Source organism: Halostagnicola bangensis (assembly GCF_054653435.1).
In genome coordinates this window covers 214,900-231,456 of sequence record NZ_BAAIGG010000003.1, presented here as the reverse complement: position 1 = coordinate 231,456, position 16,557 = coordinate 214,900, and the positions used below count along the sequence as shown (strand labels likewise).

Genomic DNA, 16,557 nt, shown 5'->3' with positions numbered 1-16,557 from the left:
ACAACATCGGACTGGTGGATCGCTAGCAGTGCCAAACCGTCGTTCCCCCTCTCTTCGACCGTATAGGGATTCCCGGTGTTGTTTTTGTCACAGGGACTCCGGCAGGCGTCGACAGACTCGAGGGTATCGTTTTGCGTGCTTTGATACTGCCGGCTGTACGTCGTTTACAATTCTCGTCGCCCTGGTGGTGCGAGAATATTCACGGAGTTACAGCCGGCAGTATGAGCAGTCGGGACGTTGACACACCCCTCGAGGATGTGGCGTTCACCGCCTACTTTTTCAGATACTGTCGTCCGAGAAGCTTCATCGCTCGTAATCAAGCAGAACCTTTGGTTTCGCGGACATCGCGAAGTCTGGCGTGACGAAGTCCTGTTGACCTCGCGGGAGCTGTGCCCCCGCTTCGCTTTGCTCAGTCGCGAAAAACATCGATTTTCGAGCGACCCGCGTATCCATGGTGTGAACACCGTGGTATCGCGCCCAATTCAGCCTCCAATCGCTGACCGAAAACACATCGATAGAGGTGTGTCCCCGGTACCCTCAAGGATATTTGTGAAATTATTAGTTGTTAAGCTCTCTCCCCTTTCTCAGTCACTGATGGTAACCGAAGAATGGGTTGAATATATGTCGGTAATTTACACTTTGATACGTCCTGATAGAATTGGTTATTGAGCATCAGTGTATTTGGGTGTAATTGACAATGATGGCGAAGAATATCCCTGAATGAAACACATCGATAGAGGTGTGTCTCTGGTGACCTCGAGGACGTTCTCTAAAACACCTCAAATGTGATACTTATGGAGTTTATTCTCTCATATATGTGGTTATATAAAACGTACCGTAGTGTATTACGATTCTTCGCGAGTCGCTAAGATTTGCTCCGGGACTTCATCAATGTGATCGAGCGCTACCTTTAGCAATGCGTCATGGACTTCTCGAGTCTCCTCGTCTCGGATTTCCATCCGGCGAAGTTCTGGCGTCACCCTGATACCGAGTTTGTCCTCGAGTTCATCCCAGGTTTTGTCGCGGGCATACAGTGGCTTCTGGCGAACTTCGCTGTACTCGAAGCCCGGGCCCGACTCTTCTGGGGGCTTTGATTTTGTGGTTGTCTCTTGTACAGACTCGGTTTGTGCTGGTTCAGTTTGCGTCGTTGTGGCAGTGTTGGAACTTGAGTTGGGCTCACTCTTGTTTTCGGTATCTTCAGTTTCGTTGCTCTCGAGATCGTCAAACGGATTACTCATTTCACCTGCCCTCCGTTTGCGACTATTTTGGCGAGTTCCTGATAGTACGGTATCTGGTCGCTGTCCGGATCGTAATCTTGCAGTGGTTGATCTTCCTGTAGTGAACGGGATAATGCAGATCGGTGTCGAATCCCGGGCTTTGGAGTTTGCATTTCACCGGCATCGATTTGCTCGAACTCATCAGCTGTAATCCGAGCAAAGGATGGGACTGCCTCTTGGAGCGGTTGCCCCTCATTGACTTCGTAACTCGCCGTATTCAAATTCTCGAGGAGCTCACGATCCTCCGTTTGTTGGTCGATTCGGTCCGAGAGTTTGTTTGGAATTACGGCGAGTACGTCAACATCGATGTACTCGCGTGCGGGTTCGATGAGTCGCTCCATCGTTCTTTTGTACCCGCCGATTGCGCTCGACCCAGGTTCGATCGGTATCATGACGTTTCCCGAGGCGACGAGCGCATTGTTGTTAAGCATGCCCGGGTATGCTGGACAGTCAAATACCACGTAGTCGTATTCGTCTCCGAGAAGTGGATCGACTATTTTCGACTTGACTCGAGCCGACCCCTGCATTGCTCCTGCGAGATCCTTTTCGACGTCTTCGAGGGTATTTGATGATGGAAGTAAATCGAACTGATGATCTGTTGATTGAATAATGTCGGATGGAGTTGCATTACCTTCGAGGATTACGTTTCCAAGATTGGTGTCGCTTTGATATGCCTCTCTAAATCCCAATCCATTGGTTGCGTGTCCGTTCGGGTCAAGATCAGCAAATAGTGTCCGGCCATGCTCTGCAAGTTGTCGTGCAAGATTCATGGACGTTGTTGACTTTCCAACTCCTCCCTTCAATATTACTACACTCACTGCCTGTGGCGTGTCTCTCTCTATTTCCATGTTTACATCCGCGCACTCCTCATCCATAATAGGTCACTATTGTACCTATTGTGGGGTTGGGAGATTTTATTGCTGGACGAGAGAGTCATGACAGTTGATGGGCTTAAAACTACCGGGAATAGCTACTAAAGATACAATAGGTGGCTTAGGAAGCTTTTGTATTGAAGGTAGCTCACCTATCGGAACTATTGGGGCTATTGGTGCTATTGGATCTGTTGGTACTATTGAGCCTGTTGGTTCTGTTGGACCTACTGGGTCTATTGAACCTCCTGAAGGTGTAGGAAATGTTGTGTCTATTGAGGATATTCTATCTATCGTCTCTGTTATGGGGATTGGGACTGTGTACCTATTGTAACTGATGTACCTATTGTGGCAAATGGGGTCGATATACGAAAACTTTCAACACATGCTCATCCGAAATTTCTATTCGAGTTCAATACCTTGGTCTCTGGATCGCTTTTCTCCACGTGTCCCGGCCGTTCGTCCGAATACTTCGGTCACACGCCCACCTCTTCTTCCAAACCTTCTTCAGTTGCGGATCTATATGGGTCAGATAGAGAAATAGGTCAAACAGGTAACTCAGTAGAAATAGGTAGCTATCCTACCTATTGTGGCTTAGCTCGCATGTATTCGATAGCTGTCTTGGCTAAGGTAGCTATTGTAACTTCGGGACCTATCCTTACTCTGGTACTGTTTAGATTTAGGATCTCGATTGTGGATGACGATCGCGATCCTCTGTACTATCTATATGATCAGATCCACCTACTGCCTCGAGTGTAGCAGTGACATCGATGTTTACCTCATTCGAGTAGTACAGGGCATTCACGAATCGTCTAGTACTGTAGCTATCTAGTTTGTTTACATTCACAACCTCCTCGTCAAAGGCTTTTTAATGGTATTATGAGTTATCCCATTCAATTCATGAGCAAGTCAGCGGAGCCGGATTTTCAGTCGCTCGTTGACTATCTTGATGGCATAGCAATCTGGATCGTTTCTGATTTGGGAGAGTTTGAACACGTCAGTGCTGGTGCTGAGGATATTTGGGGTATCTCCGCCGAAACCATACGGAATGACCCGTCCAACCTACTCGATCAAATCCACTCGGAAGACGTTAAAACAGTTGTGTCACATATGGAAGCAGCTCCTCAGCAAATCTCTGAGGAATCATACGAGACTCGAGCTGTTCATCCAGATGGGACAGTACGGTGGGTTCATACAAGACAGATTCCGATACGAGATAGTGATGGCACTCTGCAGAGAATTGCCGGTATCTGTACGGATATTACAAGTCAAAAGCACCGTGAGCAAGAGTTTGAAGCACTCAACCGCGTTCTCCGCCACGACATCCGTAACGATTTAAGTATTCTCCTTGGGTGGGGCGAATTACTTGAAGCGTACGTCGATGACGACGGTGAAGCCATATTAGAGAAGATGATGTCGGCTGCAGATCACGTCGTGGAACTCACCGATATTGCCCGGGACTACGCCAAGACCATCGCAAATCGTGCGGAGATGGAAATCAAACCGGTTTCACTCCGTGCCATCCTCAAACAAGAGGTTGAACTGCGACGCGAATTTTTCCCACAAGCGCAGTTCACGGTCGTTGGCGAAATTCCGGATGTCGAAGTGAGAGCCAACGAGATGCTTTCTTCTGTATTCTGTAATCTCTTGAATAATGCTGTACAGCACAACGATAAGGATGAGCCTGTCGTTGAGATCCGTGTCGAGCAACGGGACGAGAACGTGACCGTTCACATCGCGGATAACGGCCCAGGAATCTCCACCGAAGTGAGAGATTCACTTTTCAATGAAGGACAGAAAGGGATAAACAGTTCAGGAACCGGTATTGGACTCTATCTTGTAAAAACCCTACTTGAGCAGTATGATGGGGATATTACGGTCACGGAAAATGACCCAACAGGGACAGAATTTTACGTTGAACTTACTCAACCCGAATAGTTCTCCCTCAACGGTGAACAACTCGTCCTACAGCCTTACTTACCGATTACTCTCCGTGAGAATCTGTGGAATTAACACTGTGAGAATACGTCTATGATACCCTCTTATCTTTCCTTGTCCGTAATAGACATTCGCCTGATTCTGAGAATAGGTGCCTATTGTAGGTAGGTAAGCTACCTCGTATGACTAAGGTAGCTATTGTACCTGAATTAAATTTTCTGGACGATAGTGCATTGGTAGTTTTCCCCGACGATGGTGCCATGGTAGTTCCTGAGGTAAGTTCTGCAATTGTGCGAGTGTCGACCTCATCCATAGGCCCTCATAGCTGTAGTCTCGTCCGAGCGGACTGATCTGAACTTGCAATTCTCTCTTGATCACTAGTCAGCCACGACCGACACTGTATACTCTATCTCGCTATACTGAACAAGGTGATCTGACAATCTCAATTTCGGGATGTGAATATCTACAAACCACTAGAATGCATACAAATTATGTGGGAACAGCGGTTGAACCTATTGACATCTCCATTTAGAACGCTATTGGAGTAAAACACCGGTCACTACACGTGCAAATTGAGCGAGAACCATATAGTACAAAGTGTCTCATCAGTGTGAGTCCGCAGATCGCCTTGCAAATCACCCAGCACACCTGAAAGACTTCGGGACGGACAGACCATCAACCTACGAATGTTGGCCAGTTCGTCCACTGATTATAGTGATGACACCGGTAATACACCCAACTTGATCGATCGCTAGGTGTGGTCTCCAGGTCGGACCAAGTCGATGAATCAGCCTGACCTATGTGCTGAATCGGCTTACGGATCAAGTTTCCCTACGAGTACCTTTGCGGCGGTGAGAATCGGGTCCCAGACAGGACTGAACGGGGGCGCGTACGCAAGATCAAGATTCTGGAGTTCGGAGACGGTTAGTCCGGTGGTCACGGCGGTCACAACCGTGTCGATTCGCTTTGTACCCTCGTGGCCGACGAGGCTCGCACCCAGCACGCGCTCGCTTTCCCGATCGGCGACCAGCGTCACGGTGAGGTCGGTCGCACCGGGATAGTAGTGGGGCCGCGTCGGCGCTTCGATCGTCACGTGAACCGGGTCGAATCCAGCCTCACGGGCGCGCTCCAGATCGATCACCCCGGTGCGTGCCACACCGAGGTCGAACGCCTTGACGATCGCGGTGCCGGCCGTTTCACCGGTCGGTGTCGGGTCGTCGGAGACCGTCGAACCGATCGCTCGGCCGGCCCGGTTCGCGGTTAACGCCAGCGGGGCGTGATCGGGTTCGCCGGTCACGGCGTTCGTCGCTTCGGTGCAGTCGCCAGCGGCGTAGACGTCCTCGACGTTGGTGCGGCTGTACTCGTCGGTCGCGATCGCACCCGTTGGACCGAGCTCGACCCCGGCTTCTTCCGCGAGTTCGACGTTCGGCGTGACGCCGACACCGACGATGACGAGATCCGCCGGAACCACCCCCTCGTCCGCGAGTTCGACCGACTCGACCGCGTCGCCGCCGGCGAACCCTTCGACGGCCGTCTCGAGGCGGAGGTCGACGCCCTGCTCGCGGAGGTGGTCCTCGACGACGCGGGCCGTCTCCTCGCCGAACGGTTGGAGGACGTGCGGGAGCATCTCGAAGATGGAAACGTCGACGCCGCGTTCGACGAGCGCCTCGGCCATCTCGACGCCAACGTAGCCGCCGCCGACGATCGCTGCCGTCTCCGGATCGACCGCGGTCACGTAATCCTCGATCGCGTCCGCCTCGTCCATGCTACGGAGGGTGAACACGCCCTCGAGGTCGATCCCGTCGAACGGCGGTTCGATCGCACGAGCGCCGGTCGCGATCAGAAGATCGCTGTAGGGCTGATCGAATCGTTCGCCGTTCGCCTCGACGGTGACGGTCTTCACCTGGGGATCGATTGCGACGACCTCGTGGCCCGTTCGGAGGTCGATGTCGCGCTCCTCGCGGAACTCCTCGGGCGTCACGGCGACGAGATCCTCAAGGTCCTCGACGGTGCCCTTCACGTAGTAGGGCATCCCGCAGGCCGCATACGAGACCCACTCCCCCTTCTCGAAGACGATCACGTCTCGGTCCGGGTCCTCGCGCTTTGCCTTGCTCGCGGCGCTCATTCCGGCCGCGTCTCCGCCAACGATGACGAACGGTGCTGTCATGGGAGATGCTAGGCTTGCGACCGCATAAAGTATTACGCAGAGTTCACAATATTGTGGTGACAAACGACGGCCATCCCGCTACACCCGTGATCGGCGGGGTCAGAAAACTCGCTGGACCGTTACTTAAGAACGACGCGACCGTCTGCGTGGACCGTCACGTCGCGCTCCCGGTAGCGAAACGAGACGCTGCCGCGGTGGGTTGGGCCGTCCTGGCGGGTCGACTTGAACAGCCGATCGAGCGCACCCGTGTCGACGATGCCGTGAGGCGGCGGTTCCAGATCGACCGGATCAACGCCATCCGCTTCGGCAACCCGTTCAACGACGCGCAGGCTCGGTCGCTCCGCCGGTCCATCGCGCTGTTCGGTTCTCGTCATCAGACGAGCAACTGGATGTCGGACTCGGCCATATGCTGGAGTGCAGTCGCCGCGCCGACACCCGTGGTGACGCCGTCGTAGAAGTCGTCTTCGTCGTAGTCCATCAACTCGATCGTCATCTGGCAGGCCTGCAGGTCGACGCCTTGATCGAGCGAGAGTTCGATCAACTCTTCGATAGTGGCAGTCCCGTTCTCGTCGATTTTCTTCTCCATCATGCGCGTAGCCATCCGGTCCATGCCGGGGATTGCGGCGACGGCGTTCGGGACCGGCATGTTCGGGTTGCCGACAGCGGAAAGCTTGAGATTCTTTGACTTCTCCTCGTGGAGAATGTCGAGTCCCCAGAACGTGTGGAAGATGACGACGTCCCAGCCGAAGGCGGCGGCTGTACTCCCGAGGATCAGCGGCGGGTACGCCATATCGAAGCTACCCTGTGTGGCGACGATGGTCATCTTCTTCTGATTGTCGCTGGTGTCTGCGTCGACCATCGACTCCTCAAGGTCCTCGACGCGCTCACGCAATTCTTGCATCTCGGCGGCGTCGAATTCCGCTTCGGGATCGGAGTTGGGATCAGCGTCGGCATCCGTCGTCGATTGGTTGTCCGTGCTCATGTTACTCCGTTTTCTTGACGTAGTGGGTGTAGCGGTCGCCGTCCTCGACCTGGTCGAGGAGCTCAACCCCGTCGGTACCATCCGCCCAACCCTGAATGTCGCTCATGCTGCCTGAATCAGTCGCCACGACTTCCAGCACGTCCCCGGCGTCGAGGTCGTCGATCGCCTGCTTGGTCTTGACGATAGGCATCGGGCAGGACTGTCCTTTCACGTCGAGCGTCTCCGTGGTCTCGTATTTTGAACTCATAGTCGATCTCTGTGCTCTGTATTGGAGCTACCATACAATATCAACCACTGCCATAAAAGGATATCGATTATTGCACTGTATACGAACATCCTCTGTTTGCAGGTCCGGCGCATATATGCCTGTAGAGCTCTGAACGCGCGTTTATAGGGTTATTATCTGATTCACTTTGCACACTATATTGTGGAATTTGGGGACAACTATGCAAACGCTTAAGGGATCGTGGCCGGTACTGAGCAGTGTACAACATGAACGACATGGACTTTCCAACGGCGGACGTCGAGATCGAATCGGTGACGCCAGCCGAGTTGAAAGGACGTATCGACGGAGGAGAGAACGTCACACTGCTCGATGCGCGGATGGAGTCGGATTACGAGGAGTGGCGCATCGACGGTGAGAACGTCGACTCAATCAACGTTCCGTACTTCGAGTTCCTCGACGAGGATCTCGATGAGGACGTTCTTGCACAGATCCCGGACGATAGGGAAGTTACGGTTCTCTGTGCGAAAGGCGGTGCCAGCGAGTTCGTCGCTGGCTCGCTCAAAGAACGCGGCTACAACGTGAACCACCTCGAGGACGGGATGAACGGCTGGGCCCGCATCTACGAGCGCGTCGAGGTCGAACGCTACGACGGCACCGGAGCGCTCTACCAGTACCAGCGCCCCTCGAGCGGTTGTCTCGGCTACTTCGTCGTCGATGGCAACGAGGCGGCCGTGATCGACCCGCTGCGTGCGTTCACGGACCGCTATTTCGAGGACGCCGCAGAACTGGGCGTCGACCTGAAATACGCCATCGACACGCACATCCACGCGGATCACATTTCGGGCGTCCGCACCCTCGTTGAAGAGGGCGTCAAGGGCGTCATCCCCGAAGCATCCGTCGACCGCGGCGTCACCTACGCCAACGAGATGGTCCTTGCCGAGGACGGCGACGAGTTCCAGATCGGTGACGCAACGATCGAGACGATCTACACGCCCGGCCACACCTCCGGTATGACCTCGTATCTGATCGACGACGAGTTGCTTGCGACGGGTGACGGCCTCTTCGTCGAGAGCGTCGCCCGCCCCGACCTCGAAGAGGGTGATGACGGCGCGCTCGAGGCGGCCTCGCAGCTCTACGAGTCACTCCAGGAGCGCGTGCTGACCCTGCCCGACCAGACGCTGATCGGCGGCGCTCACTTCAGCGCCGCCGCCGAACCCGCCGAGGACGGCACCTACACTGCACCGATCGGCCAGCTCGAGGACGAAATGGACGCCCTCACGATGGAGGAAGACGAGTTCGTGGAACTGATCCTCTCGGACATGCCGCCCCGTCCAGCCAACTACGAGGACATCATCCCGACGAACCTCGGCCAACAGGAGGTCGACGACGAGGGGGCATTCGAACTCGAGCTCGGTCCGAACAACTGCGCCGCCAGCCAGGAGTCGCTGGCAGGTGACTAACTCAACCCACACCACGTCGAATGGTAACTGAACTCTTCGCACCCGCGCTGTACGAAACGCTGTTCCCTGTTGGCATCAGCCGGTACGCCGTTGGGGGACTGCTCGTCGGTCTTGGTGCCGTCGTTATTTACCTTGGCACCGGCATTCCGGCCGGCGCGAGCACGTTTCTCGAGTCGACGCTGTCGTACGTTTCGGACCAGCCGCGGTTCCAGCAGTACGTTAGTTCGCGTGATTGGCGGGTTGTCTTCACGCTTGGGATCATCGCGGGCGCAGCCGTCTACGCCCTGACCTTCCAGTCGGGACTGGTCTCGAGTGGCCTTTACGAGCCCGGGACAACCGGCGAGTTGTACGAGGTCGGCGGGATCACGCTCTGGCTCACCGAGGTCCAGCCGTGGCGACTGTTCCTCGGCGGCATCCTCGTCGGGATCGGCACCCGGATCGGCAAGGGGTGTACCTCCGGCCACGGCGTCTGTGGCGTTGGATCGGCCTCGAAAACGTCGATCGTGGGCGTGATCACGTTCCTGATCGTGGCGGTCGGGACTGCCCAGGTCGTGATGGCACTGGGGGTGAGTCCGTAATGAGCGAGATTCTCGGACGAGAATCTCGGAAACGCGAACGGGGAGGTGACGCCCCGTGAGCGCGAAAAGACACCCGCTGTTCATGCCGTTGATCTTCGTCGGCGGCCTGATCTTCGGCTTCGGGCTCGGCTTCAGTCACATGGCCCGCCCGGAAGTCGTCCTGAACTTCTTGCAGTTCGAGGACTTCGGGCTGCTGTTCGTCATGGGCGGCGCGGCGGTCGTCTCCGGCATCGCCTTCGCGCTGGTGCCCCGACTATTCGACCGCGCACCGTTGACGGGCGACACCTACGGCCGACGGCTGAAATCGTTCGACCGCAACGTCCTGATCGGCGGCGCGATCTTCGGCGTCGGCTGGGGCCTGTCGGGGATCTGTCCCGGCGCGGCCTACGCCAGCCTCGGCGTCGGTAACGTCACGATCCTCTGGGCACTGGCCGGCATGTTCGTCGGCGCCTATATCCAAGGCTACTGGCGCAGCCACCGTACCGCGTCGGAGACGTCGGCCACAGGCGCTGACTGACGCTGTTACACGTTTCGAGCATCAATGGAACTCGCAACGATACTCCTGTTTGTCCTCGCCGCGCTCTCGAGTTTGTTCATGGCCTGGGCCATCGGTGCCGGCTCGAGCGGCGCGACCCCGTTTGCTCCCGCAGTCGGTGCCAACGCGATCGGGACGATGAAAGCCGCGTTTCTCGTCGGAACCCTCGGTTTCGCCGGCGCGGTAACCCAGGGGGCGAGCGTTTCCGAAGCCGTCGGCGGCGACCTTGTCGTTGGTATCTCGTTGCCAGTTACGAGCGTCATCGTCGTCCTCTTGATCGGAGCGGGGTTGATGGCGATCGGTATCTCCACGGGCTATCCGATTGCGACGGCATTTACGGTCACTGGCGCTGTGATTGGCGTCGGGTTCGCGCTTGGTGGCGAGCCAGCTTGGGGGAAGTACGCCGAAATCGGCGCGATGTGGGTCCTGACACCGTTTGTCGGGGGCGGACTCGCGTACGCTATCGCCAGCGTGCTTCCCAGACCGGGCGTTCCCGAACGGATCAGCGTTGCGCTGCTGGCCGGTCTCGTCGGAATAGTTGTCGCAAACCTCGAGTTCGTCCTTCTCAAAAGCGTTGGCGGGACACTTGCGTCAGCCGGCGCTACGATTCTCCAGCTCGGCGACATCGGCGTGGTCGTCGTTTCGTTCGGTGTCGGGACGGTCGCAGCACTTCTCGTTTACTGGGACGTCAGACAGGACGAGACGGGCGGGCTGCGTCGATTCCTGCTCGTTCTCGGGGGGCTCGTCGCGTTCTCCGCAGGTGCAAGTCAGGTCGGTCTCGCCGTTGGACCACTATTCCCGCTGATCGACGACGTTTCGATCGTTTCACCGATCGCAGTGTTGCTCGGTGGCGGGCTCGGGATCCTCGTCGGTTCCTGGACCGGTGCACCACGGATGATCAAAGCGGTCTCACAGGAGTACGCCTCGCTGGGACCGCGTCGCTCGATTGCGACGCTAGTCCCGTCGTTTCTTATCGCCCAGACGGCGGTCCTGCTCGGCGTTCCAATCTCGTTCAACGAAATAATCGTCAGCGCTGTCATCGGAGCCGGAATCGCTGTCGGCGGGACCAGTGGTATCAGCCCTCGAAAACTCGGGATTACCGTACTGGCCTGGATCGGATCATTTGTCCTCGCGTTCGGGCTCGGTTACGGCGCGATGGCTGTGATCAGTCTCTAATTTCGCCTTTGCTAACGAAAACCGCGTCTAGCTGTGCTGTTCGATTAGTCCCTTCAGGGTCGATCGGTCCTGAGAACCGATCAGTCGCTCGACCGGGTCACCGTCGGCATAGAGTACGAATGTCGGGACACCAGCTGCTGGGCGAGTTGCTGGTGGGCGTCAACGTTCACTTTCGCGACACCGGCATCGGTTTCGACAGCCAGCGTCTCGATCGTCGGCTCGAGCATCTGACAGGGCCCACACCAGTCGGCGTAACAGTCGACGAGGACGACGTCGTGCTCGTCGACGACCTCATCGAGGTGGGTTGCTCCCTCGATCACGATCGGTTCCGAGGGATTCTTCACCGTGCTCGTTCGTCCTCCAGTGAATCGGTCATCGCGTCCGCGTACGCACTCTGGGGGAATGAGTTGTACGTAGAGAACAATACTGTATGATCAACAGTTGATGCCGATGAGGGAGTTGCTCCGAGACCTGCTCCTTTCACAGCGCACTGTTCGAGATGCTGATTCCCGCACGCATCAAGTGACCTGAACGCTTATTCACGGCAGGGTACAACGATTCGTATGAGGTCATCTTCGAATTCCGCTTCGGCCACCGTCGACCAGCCGGCGCCGACGGAACGGCTGGATACTCGGCGGCAAGCAGTCTTCGTTATCCTCACGTTTCTCGGGATGGTCGGTGGACTCCTCGGAAGCTGGTTCGGTGCGCCACCGTGGTTCGTTTGGGGCGCGTACGGAGCTGCGTACGTGTTCGGTGGCTGGTACGGGCTCAAAGAGAGCATCAAAGCCCTTCGGGAACCGGCAGTGGAGATCGATCTGCTGATGATCATCGCCGCACTCGGTGCGCTCTACATTGGCGCGCCGTTCGAGGGGGCGATGTTGCTGTTCCTGTTTTCGCTGTCGGGCGTCCTCGAGGAGTACGCGATCGGCCGCTCGCGAACGGCGATCAAATCGCTGGTCGACATGCGTCCGGAGTCGGCGCAGATTCTTCGCGATGGGTCGGAAGCGACGACGCCGATCGAGGACGTCGAGGTCGGCGACGTGTTCGTCGTTCGCCCTGGCGAACGACTACCACTCGACGGTGTCGTTGAGTCCGGCGAGAGTACGGTCGACCAGTCGTCGCTCACCGGTGAGTCGGTTCCCGTGACGAAAGAACCCGGCGACGAGGTCTTCAGCGGGACAATCAACGAGACGGGCAGCCTCGAGGTGCGAGTCACTCGAGAGGCTACGGAGTCGGCGATCTCTCGGCTCATCACCATGGTCGAGGAGGCACAGGAGAAACGAGCACCGACCCAGCAGCTTATCGACCGCTTCGAGCAGCCCTACGTACTGGGCGTCTTCGCGATGACCGCCATCGCGATCGCGCTCCCGCTCTGGCTGCTGGATCACTCGTTCGAGCCGACGTTCTACCGCGCGATGACGCTCATGGTCGCCGCTTCTCCCTGTGCGGTCATCATCTCGACGCCGGCGGCCGTCCTCTCGGCAATCTCAACCGGCGGCCGACAAGGGGTCCTGTTCAAAGGTGGCGAACACATTGAGACGGCAGGGAACGTCGACGCAATCGCGTTCGATAAGACGGGGACGCTGACGGAAGGCAACACGCGGTTGACCGACGTCCGCGCTCGCAAGAACGGCCTGTCCACCGACGGCGGTGCGGTCAGTAGCAACCTGCTTGCAAACAGTGCCCTCGAGAACAACTCGCTAGCCGATGATCGACTGCTCTCAATCGCAGCGGCCGTTCAGGCCCGGTCGGAACACCACCTCGCCGAGGCGACCGTCGAGGCTGCCGAAGAGCAGGGGATCGAGGTGCCCGACGCGGACGACTTCGAGGCGGTCGTCGGCAAGGGCGTCCACGCGACCGTCGACGGCCAGACGATTCACATCGGAAACCCGCGGTACGTCGAGACCGTCCTCGGCGATCAGCCGATCGACGGCCGCGAGACAGGACTCGACGCGGTTCGCGACCTCGAGGACAACGGGAAGACGAGCGTCCTCGTCGTGAGCGAAACTGCCGATGACCTGCGCGTCCTCGGCTGGCTGGCCTTCACCGACACGATCCGCCCCGACGCGGCCGAGATGATCTCAAAATTGCGCGAGCGCGGCGTCGAACAGATCGTCATGCTGACGGGCGACAACGAGCGGGTCGCCCAGTACATTGGCGAGGAACTTGGCATCGACGAGGTGTACGCGGAGTTACTCCCCGAGGAGAAAGTCGACCACATCGAGGAACTACAGGAGCGCCACGAGGCTGTCGCAATGGTCGGCGACGGCGTCAACGACGCGCCCGCGCTCGCGACGGCCGACATCAGCGTCGGCATGGGTGGGGCAGGGACCGACGTAGCGCTCGAGACGGCCAACATCGTCCTCATGTCGGACAAACTCGATCGGCTCCCCTACGCGTTTGCACTCAGCAAGGAGACACGACGCACGCTGTACATCAACTTCGCTATCGCGTTCGGCGCCATCGCTATCATGGTGATCGCGATCCTCACCGCCGGGATTCCGCTGCCGGTCGCGGTGATCGGCCACGAGGGATCGACCGTTCTCGTCAGTCTAATCGGGTTACGTCTACTCCGATTCGGTGACTGAGACGAAATTATGGGCTGGGTTTCCGGTCCAATTCGACTGGAACGTGTTTCTCAACCGAAGGCAGTGGTCCGTACAACGGGACGTGCCGACCGAACACGAAAGCGCACACTCTTGTGTATCACGCCCAAAATTGTATGCATGGGATTTCACACGTTCCCCGTTGAGCGCGCCGATAAACTCGAGGACCCGTCGCGGTACCGTTTCTGTTCGCGCGAGGAACTGGTCGAGATGCTCGCGCCGGAGACCGAGGACGTCGTCGCGGATCTGGGCTCGGGAACGGGTTTTTACTCGCGGGACATCGCGCCGTTCGTCGATACGTTGTACGCGGTCGACCTGCAGGAGGAGATGCACGAGTACCATCGCGAAGAAGAACTCGCGGCGAACGTCGAACTGGTCACGGCCGGTATCGATTCGTTGCCCTTCGAGGATGACGAGCTGGACGGTGCCTTCTCGACGATGACACACCACGAATACTCCACGGATGAAACGATGGCGGAGCTCGCACGCGTGATCCGGCCGGACGGTCGTCTCGTCACCGTCGATTGGTCGGCCGACGGGACGGGCGAGGACGGACCGTCGATGGACGAACGGTTCAGAGTCGACGAGGTCGTCGATCAGCTCGAGGACGCTAGCTTTACCGTCGAGCGCGTTCACGACCGTCTGGAGACGCTGGCGGTCGTTGCTCGTCGGTAACGTCTCGCCGAGCTGTCTGGCGGTGGACCGACTTCTCGACTCGCTCGATCGGCGATAATTGACTACAGCTGTCCGTCTCAGAGTCTGACCAAGGGACGACGATTTCGATGACGCTTCCCGCAGTCGGCGCATACGATCTCGATCCCGACCCCGATCGTGCGCCGCAACGAAACCCGCCAGCGACTAGGAACGAGCGCGTGTGAGTTTAACGGCACTGGACGTCGCGATGGTCCGTATGGGAACGATCGACGAAACGTTCGATTTTCTTGTGATCGGCTCGGGGTCGGGACTGGACGTCGCGAGCGCTGCGGCCGCTCGCGGACAGTCGGTCGCCGTCGTCGAGAAAGGGCCGCTCGGCGGCACCTGCCTCAACCGGGGCTGTATCCCTTCGAAGAAACTCCTGTACCACGCCGAGGTGATGAAGACCGTCGAGCGCGCCGACGAGTTCGGTATCCACGCCGACGTAACCGACGTCAACTTCGCCGACATCGTCCGCGAGGTGAACGAGGACGTCACCGAAAGCGCTGAGTCGATCCACCACGGGTTACGAACGTCGACCCAGCACACGCTCCTCGAGGGCGAAGGGCGATTCGTCGACGACCGAACAATCGAGATCGGCGACGGCCCCGACGTCGGTGCGCGCGCCCACGCCGAGACGGTCCTCATTGCAGCCGGGACGCGACCGACGGTTCCGCCGATCGACGGCCTCGAGGACGTCGACTATCTCACCAGTACGGAGGCACTGGGACTCGAAGCGCCGCCCGACGACCTCATCATCGTCGGCGGCGGCTACATCGCGGTCGAACTCGCGCACTTTTTCGGCACGTTCGGGAGCGACGTCTCAATCGTGGGTCGTCGCCCGCACCTCCTGCCGCAGGCGGACGAGGAGGTCGCTACAGCGTTCACCGACCGTTACGCCGACCGGTTCGACGTCTACACGGGCTACGAAGCCGTCAGTGCGTCCGAGTCCAACGGCGAGATCGAGGTCGAAGCGCGACCGTATCCGGCCGCGTGGCCTGACTTGACCGAACACGAGGACGCGACCGTCACCGGCGACACGCTGTTGATCGCGGCGGGTCGGCGGCCAAACACAGATCTGCTGAACCTCGAGGCGACCGGCGTCGAGACCGACGAACGAGGGTTCGTCGCAACCGACGAGTATCTCCGTACGACAGCCGAGGGCGTCTGGGCGCTCGGCGATATCGTCGGCGAATACCTGCTGAAACACAACGCGAATCACGAAGCCGGAATCGTCGTCCGGAATCTGTTCGGCGACGACCTCGAACCGGTTGACTACACGGCGATGCCCTTCGCAGTCTTCGGCTCGCCGGAGGTGGCCGGCGTCGGCGCCACGGAGCAAGAATTGCAGGCGGACGACCGCGATCACGACCGCGAGTACGCCACACGGACGTATCGGTACGAGGACACCGCCCGCGGGAGCGCGATGAAGGTCGAGGGATTCGTGAAAGTCCTCATCGAGCCGAACGGGACGATTCTCGGCTGTCACATCGTCGGTCCCGAAGCGTCGAATCTCATCGAGGAAGTCGTCGTCGCGATGAAAGCGGGGACCGGAACCGTCTGGGATATTCGCGAGTCGGTTCACGTCCATCCCGCGCTCTCGGAGGTCGTCGATCGGGCCTTTGCGGGACAGTTCGTCCGTCGTGGGCCCGAGGCACACGACCATCACGGTCACGAGCACGACCATCACGACTGAGCGCCGTTCGAGTCCTCGTCTCCACGCATCGTGAACAATCGCGAGCGTTTGACACACCCGAAGAATGCAGGGATCGACGATGATCGCGTTTTCAGTGGAGTTCTACTGGATTGCCGCGTTCGCCATCGTCGCCGCAGTGGTGAACAGCGCGGGAATCGTCGCGATATTTCGCCACCGGGAGTGGGCGGAACGATCGCTCCCTTCCCTCATGTGTTTTGCTGCAGGGATCCTCATCACGACGCCGCTGATACACACACTCCCACACGCGATCGCGAACAACGCTGCCGCCGAATTCACGGCCCTGTTCGGATTCTTGTTCATGTACCTCTCCAACGAAATGATCAAACGCTGAAC

The 16,557-nt window shown here is 58.1% G+C and carries 17 protein-coding genes and 1 pseudogene; 10 read left to right on the top strand and 8 right to left on the bottom strand.

The features are described from left to right. Positions 1 to 303: 303 nt before the first annotated feature. The 3 genes from ACYQ14_RS19100 to ACYQ14_RS19090 form a co-directional block, all read right to left on the bottom strand. A complete protein-coding gene (locus ACYQ14_RS19100) occupies positions 304 to 453 on the bottom strand; it encodes a hypothetical protein (protein WP_459890484.1) in 150 nt (49 codons plus the stop codon). A gap of 392 nt (positions 454 to 845) precedes the next feature. Beyond that, positions 846 to 1,238, bottom strand: a complete 393-nt coding sequence (locus ACYQ14_RS19095) for a DUF7970 domain-containing protein (RefSeq protein ID WP_459890482.1) — start codon at positions 1,236 to 1,238, stop codon at positions 846 to 848. Then, the gene (locus tag ACYQ14_RS19090; RefSeq protein WP_283838573.1) at positions 1,235 to 2,125 is read right to left on the bottom strand and encodes a ParA family protein; all 891 of its coding nucleotides are present in this window, start codon (positions 2,123 to 2,125) and stop codon (positions 1,235 to 1,237) included. Before ACYQ14_RS19090 ends, ACYQ14_RS19095 begins: the two co-directional genes overlap by 4 nt. Positions 2,126 to 2,222: 97 nt before the next feature. Here ACYQ14_RS19090 and ACYQ14_RS19085 point away from each other — a divergent pair, with 97 nt between their 5' ends. Continuing rightward, positions 2,223 to 2,480, top strand: a complete 258-nt coding sequence (locus ACYQ14_RS19085; protein WP_459890481.1) for a hypothetical protein — start codon at positions 2,223 to 2,225, stop codon at positions 2,478 to 2,480. Between the two features lie 566 nt (positions 2,481 to 3,046). Continuing rightward, positions 3,047 to 4,084, top strand: coding sequence for a PAS domain-containing sensor histidine kinase (locus ACYQ14_RS19080; protein ID WP_459890478.1), 1,038 nt, complete (start codon positions 3,047 to 3,049; stop codon positions 4,082 to 4,084). 814 nt (positions 4,085 to 4,898) lie between these two features. Here ACYQ14_RS19080 and ACYQ14_RS19075 read toward each other — a convergent pair. The 4 genes from ACYQ14_RS19075 to ACYQ14_RS19060 all read right to left on the bottom strand — a co-directional run bounded on the left by ACYQ14_RS19075 (position 4,899) and on the right by ACYQ14_RS19060 (position 7,480). Continuing rightward, positions 4,899 to 6,251, bottom strand: coding sequence for an FAD-dependent oxidoreductase (locus ACYQ14_RS19075; RefSeq protein WP_459890476.1), 1,353 nt, complete (start codon positions 6,249 to 6,251; stop codon positions 4,899 to 4,901). Between the two features lie 119 nt (positions 6,252 to 6,370). Next, entirely contained in the window at positions 6,371 to 6,625 is a 255-nt protein-coding gene (locus ACYQ14_RS19070; RefSeq protein ID WP_459890474.1) for a HalOD1 output domain-containing protein, read from the bottom strand. Continuing rightward, a complete protein-coding gene (locus tag ACYQ14_RS19065) occupies positions 6,625 to 7,233 on the bottom strand; it encodes a DsrE/DsrF/DrsH-like family protein (protein WP_283838578.1) in 609 nt (202 codons plus the stop codon). Before ACYQ14_RS19065 ends, ACYQ14_RS19070 begins: the two co-directional genes overlap by 1 nt. Before the next feature lies 1 nt (position 7,234). Continuing rightward, positions 7,235 to 7,480, bottom strand: coding sequence for a sulfurtransferase TusA family protein (locus ACYQ14_RS19060; protein ID WP_459890472.1), 246 nt, complete (start codon positions 7,478 to 7,480; stop codon positions 7,235 to 7,237). Positions 7,481 to 7,725: 245 nt separating this feature from the next. Here ACYQ14_RS19060 and ACYQ14_RS19055 point away from each other — a divergent pair, with 245 nt between their 5' ends. From ACYQ14_RS19055 to ACYQ14_RS19040, 4 genes are read left to right on the top strand one after another with little or no spacing between them, the layout of a single operon-like run. Continuing rightward, the gene (locus ACYQ14_RS19055; protein ID WP_459890470.1) at positions 7,726 to 8,919 is read left to right on the top strand and encodes an MBL fold metallo-hydrolase; all 1,194 of its coding nucleotides are present in this window, start codon (positions 7,726 to 7,728) and stop codon (positions 8,917 to 8,919) included. A 20-nt stretch (positions 8,920 to 8,939) separates the two neighbouring features. Beyond that, a complete protein-coding gene (locus tag ACYQ14_RS19050; RefSeq protein ID WP_459890468.1) occupies positions 8,940 to 9,497 on the top strand; it encodes a YeeE/YedE family protein in 558 nt (185 codons plus the stop codon). Positions 9,498 to 9,552: 55 nt separating this feature from the next. Then, entirely contained in the window at positions 9,553 to 10,014 is a 462-nt protein-coding gene (locus ACYQ14_RS19045) for a YeeE/YedE family protein (RefSeq protein WP_459890466.1), read from the top strand. 24 nt (positions 10,015 to 10,038) lie between these two features. Then, positions 10,039 to 11,208, top strand: coding sequence for an inorganic phosphate transporter (locus tag ACYQ14_RS19040; RefSeq protein WP_459890464.1), 1,170 nt, complete (start codon positions 10,039 to 10,041; stop codon positions 11,206 to 11,208). A gap of 27 nt (positions 11,209 to 11,235) precedes the next feature. Here ACYQ14_RS19040 and ACYQ14_RS19035 read toward each other — a convergent pair. Further along, a pseudogene (locus ACYQ14_RS19035) lies at positions 11,236 to 11,612 on the bottom strand (thioredoxin family protein). 159 nt (positions 11,613 to 11,771) lie between these two features. On the opposite strand from ACYQ14_RS19035, the gene ACYQ14_RS19030 reads away from it, so the two are divergent. From ACYQ14_RS19030 to ACYQ14_RS19015, 4 genes are all read left to right on the top strand, one after another. Then, on the top strand, positions 11,772 to 13,796 hold the full coding sequence (locus tag ACYQ14_RS19030) for a heavy metal translocating P-type ATPase (RefSeq protein WP_459890463.1): 2,025 nt from the start codon (positions 11,772 to 11,774) through the stop codon (positions 13,794 to 13,796). Between the two features lie 138 nt (positions 13,797 to 13,934). Next, the gene (locus ACYQ14_RS19025; RefSeq protein WP_459890461.1) at positions 13,935 to 14,489 is read left to right on the top strand and encodes a class I SAM-dependent methyltransferase; all 555 of its coding nucleotides are present in this window, start codon (positions 13,935 to 13,937) and stop codon (positions 14,487 to 14,489) included. A 235-nt stretch (positions 14,490 to 14,724) separates the two neighbouring features. After that, complete coding sequence (locus ACYQ14_RS19020) at positions 14,725 to 16,203, top strand: dihydrolipoyl dehydrogenase (RefSeq protein ID WP_459890459.1); 1,479 nt, start codon at positions 14,725 to 14,727, stop codon at positions 16,201 to 16,203. Between the two features lie 64 nt (positions 16,204 to 16,267). Then, positions 16,268 to 16,555, top strand: coding sequence for a ZIP family metal transporter (locus tag ACYQ14_RS19015; protein ID WP_459890457.1), 288 nt, complete (start codon positions 16,268 to 16,270; stop codon positions 16,553 to 16,555). Positions 16,556 to 16,557: the final 2 nt, after the last annotated feature.

Excerpts from the sequence above, each read along its gene's own strand:
- ACYQ14_RS19050 (WP_459890468.1), top strand. The coding sequence starts at position 8,940 with ATGGTAACTGAACTCTTCGCACCCGCGCTGTACGAAACGCTGTTCCCT.
- ACYQ14_RS19065 (WP_283838578.1), bottom strand. The coding sequence starts at position 7,233 with ATGAGCACGGACAACCAATCGACGACGGATGCCGACGCTGATCCCAAC.
- ACYQ14_RS19085 (WP_459890481.1), top strand. The coding sequence starts at position 2,223 with ATGGGCTTAAAACTACCGGGAATAGCTACTAAAGATACAATAGGTGGC.
- ACYQ14_RS19090 (WP_283838573.1), bottom strand. The coding sequence starts at position 2,125 with ATGGAAATAGAGAGAGACACGCCACAGGCAGTGAGTGTAGTAATATTG.
- ACYQ14_RS19070 (WP_459890474.1), bottom strand. The coding sequence starts at position 6,625 with ATGACGAGAACCGAACAGCGCGATGGACCGGCGGAGCGACCGAGCCTG.
- ACYQ14_RS19020 (WP_459890459.1), top strand. The coding sequence starts at position 14,725 with ATGGGAACGATCGACGAAACGTTCGATTTTCTTGTGATCGGCTCGGGG.
- ACYQ14_RS19080 (WP_459890478.1), top strand. The coding sequence starts at position 3,047 with ATGAGCAAGTCAGCGGAGCCGGATTTTCAGTCGCTCGTTGACTATCTT.
- ACYQ14_RS19055 (WP_459890470.1), top strand. The coding sequence starts at position 7,726 with ATGAACGACATGGACTTTCCAACGGCGGACGTCGAGATCGAATCGGTG.
- ACYQ14_RS19100 (WP_459890484.1), bottom strand. The coding sequence starts at position 453 with ATGGATACGCGGGTCGCTCGAAAATCGATGTTTTTCGCGACTGAGCAA.
- ACYQ14_RS19030 (WP_459890463.1), top strand. The coding sequence starts at position 11,772 with ATGAGGTCATCTTCGAATTCCGCTTCGGCCACCGTCGACCAGCCGGCG.
- ACYQ14_RS19015 (WP_459890457.1), top strand. The coding sequence starts at position 16,268 with ATGCAGGGATCGACGATGATCGCGTTTTCAGTGGAGTTCTACTGGATT.
- ACYQ14_RS19040 (WP_459890464.1), top strand. The coding sequence starts at position 10,039 with ATGGAACTCGCAACGATACTCCTGTTTGTCCTCGCCGCGCTCTCGAGT.
- ACYQ14_RS19060 (WP_459890472.1), bottom strand. The coding sequence starts at position 7,480 with ATGAGTTCAAAATACGAGACCACGGAGACGCTCGACGTGAAAGGACAG.
- ACYQ14_RS19075 (WP_459890476.1), bottom strand. The coding sequence starts at position 6,251 with ATGACAGCACCGTTCGTCATCGTTGGCGGAGACGCGGCCGGAATGAGC.
- ACYQ14_RS19095 (WP_459890482.1), bottom strand. The coding sequence starts at position 1,238 with ATGAGTAATCCGTTTGACGATCTCGAGAGCAACGAAACTGAAGATACC.
- ACYQ14_RS19025 (WP_459890461.1), top strand. The coding sequence starts at position 13,935 with ATGGGATTTCACACGTTCCCCGTTGAGCGCGCCGATAAACTCGAGGAC.